The sequence below is a fragment of the Bradyrhizobium sp. genome, from assembly GCF_049798375.1.
Taxonomy (GTDB): Bacteria; Pseudomonadota; Alphaproteobacteria; order Rhizobiales; family Xanthobacteraceae; genus Bradyrhizobium.
Genome location: NZ_JBARGP010000036.1, coordinates 1 through 1,665, shown reverse-complemented (window position 1 = coordinate 1,665; position 1,665 = coordinate 1). Strand labels below are relative to the sequence as shown.

The 1,665-nt window shown below is 59.4% G+C and carries 3 protein-coding genes; all 3 read left to right on the top strand.

All coding sequences use genetic code 11. From position 1 onward, the window contains the following. Positions 1–309, top strand: a 309-nt coding sequence (locus WA702_RS01215; protein WP_425108701.1) for a CoA transferase, incomplete at its 5' end; no start/stop codon positions are given. Between the two features lie 460 nt (positions 310–769). Beyond that, the gene (locus tag WA702_RS01210; RefSeq protein WP_425108700.1) at positions 770–907 is read left to right on the top strand and encodes a hypothetical protein; all 138 of its coding nucleotides are present in this window, start codon (positions 770–772) and stop codon (positions 905–907) included. Positions 908–1,169: 262 nt separating this feature from the next. Beyond that, on the top strand, positions 1,170–1,665 hold a 496-nt coding region (locus tag WA702_RS01205; RefSeq protein ID WP_425108699.1), incomplete at its 3' end, for an MFS transporter.

The window sequence follows — 1,665 nt, the reverse complement described above, 5'->3', positions numbered from 1 at the left end:
ATGGAGATCCTCAACGAGTTCGACATCCCCTGCGGCCCGATCCTCTCGATGAAGGAGATCGCCGAGGATCAGTCGCTGCGTAAAACCGGCACCGTGGTCGAGGTCGATCATCCGACCCGCGGCAAGTATCTGTCGGTCGGCAACCCGATCAAGCTGTCGGACAGCCCGGCGGACGTGCAGCGCTCGCCGCTGCTCGGCGAGCACACCGACGAGATCCTGCGCCAGGTGCTCGGCTTCAGCGATCATCAGGTCGCCGAGATCCACGATTCCGGCGCGCTCGATCCGCCGCGCAAGCAGGCCGCGGAGTAAGACCACTCAGCTTCTAGGAAGCGGTCTCGACGAGATCGCCGCCAAAACGCATCGCCTCAAAGTCAAGGCCGCCGGCACCTCCGGCGGCTTTCGATTTTGTGGTTCTGAGGTTCGATCTCTCCCGCGAGCCAGTTTACAATCTCTAATGCACCCGTCGCCGATGATCGCGCTCAACGTCATTCCGGGGCAGCCCGCCAGGGCTGAACCCGGAATCTTGAGGATCCGGGTTCGATGCTATCGCCACCGCTCCGGAATGACAGATGAGCCACAAGCCGACGGAACCTCCTGCGGCTTTGCTGTTAAAATTTCATTCTCTATCGGAAGTTCAAATCGTGGCATTTCCGCTGCATCGCAAAAATCAAATTGCTGCTATGCACCAAAATGGGTTGTCTCTGGTATCTGGTATACGTAGATTGGTCTCAGTTGATCCCGCCACCGTCAATCGATTGAGAGACACCCCATGTCCAAGACCGTTGCTCTTCCCTTCGTTCAGCCCGTGTCCCTGTTTGCCCGGCTGTTCACGACCCTCGACCGTTTGCTTCTGTCTTATGCCGAAGCCACCATCCGCCGGGGTGATGTGAACCGCTGCTGCGTCTAAAACGTCATCCCGATACCCGCCAGTTCGAATCGGCCCCGCCTCTCGCGGGGCCTTTTCGTTTGCGGGGCGTCGTCACTGCGGCGACGCCCCTGCCAGTTCCAGTCAAGAGCGCGAATGAGCGCACCACCGCGACAGTTTGGCTCACCCGGTCGCAAAATCGGCCTTGCTTGTTGGAATATATTATACCAGAATTTCAAAATGGAGCGCCGGCGACCTCTAGTCGTAAAACAAATAACGGACGGCGCGGTGGGTGGAGGAAATCATGAACGCAACAATTGCGCCACAGCAGACCACGTCGACCAGCTTCCGCTGGATGCAACTCATCGTCGGCCTCGTCTGCATGGCGATGATGGCCAATCTTCAATATGGCTGGACTTATTTCGTCGGCCCGATGGCCAAGACTCATCAGTGGGAGGTTGGCAGCATCCAGATTGCCTTCAGCATCTTCATTGCGCTGGAAACCTGGCTTACGCCGGTTGAAGGTTGGATCGTCGATTCCCTTGGCCCACGCGGCCCCAAGCTGATGGTCGCGGCGGGCGGCATCCTGGCTGCGCTCGGCTGGCTCATCAATTCGAAGGCGAACTCGCTTGAGGCGCTCTATGTCGGAGCAGCGATTTCCGGCATTGGCGCCGGCGGCGTCTACGCGACGTGTGTCGGCAATGCCGTGAAATGGTTTCCGGACCGCCGCGGCCTCGCGGTTGGTCTGACCGCCGCCGGCTTCGGTGCCGGAGCCGTCGTCACTGTCATTCCGATTCAGA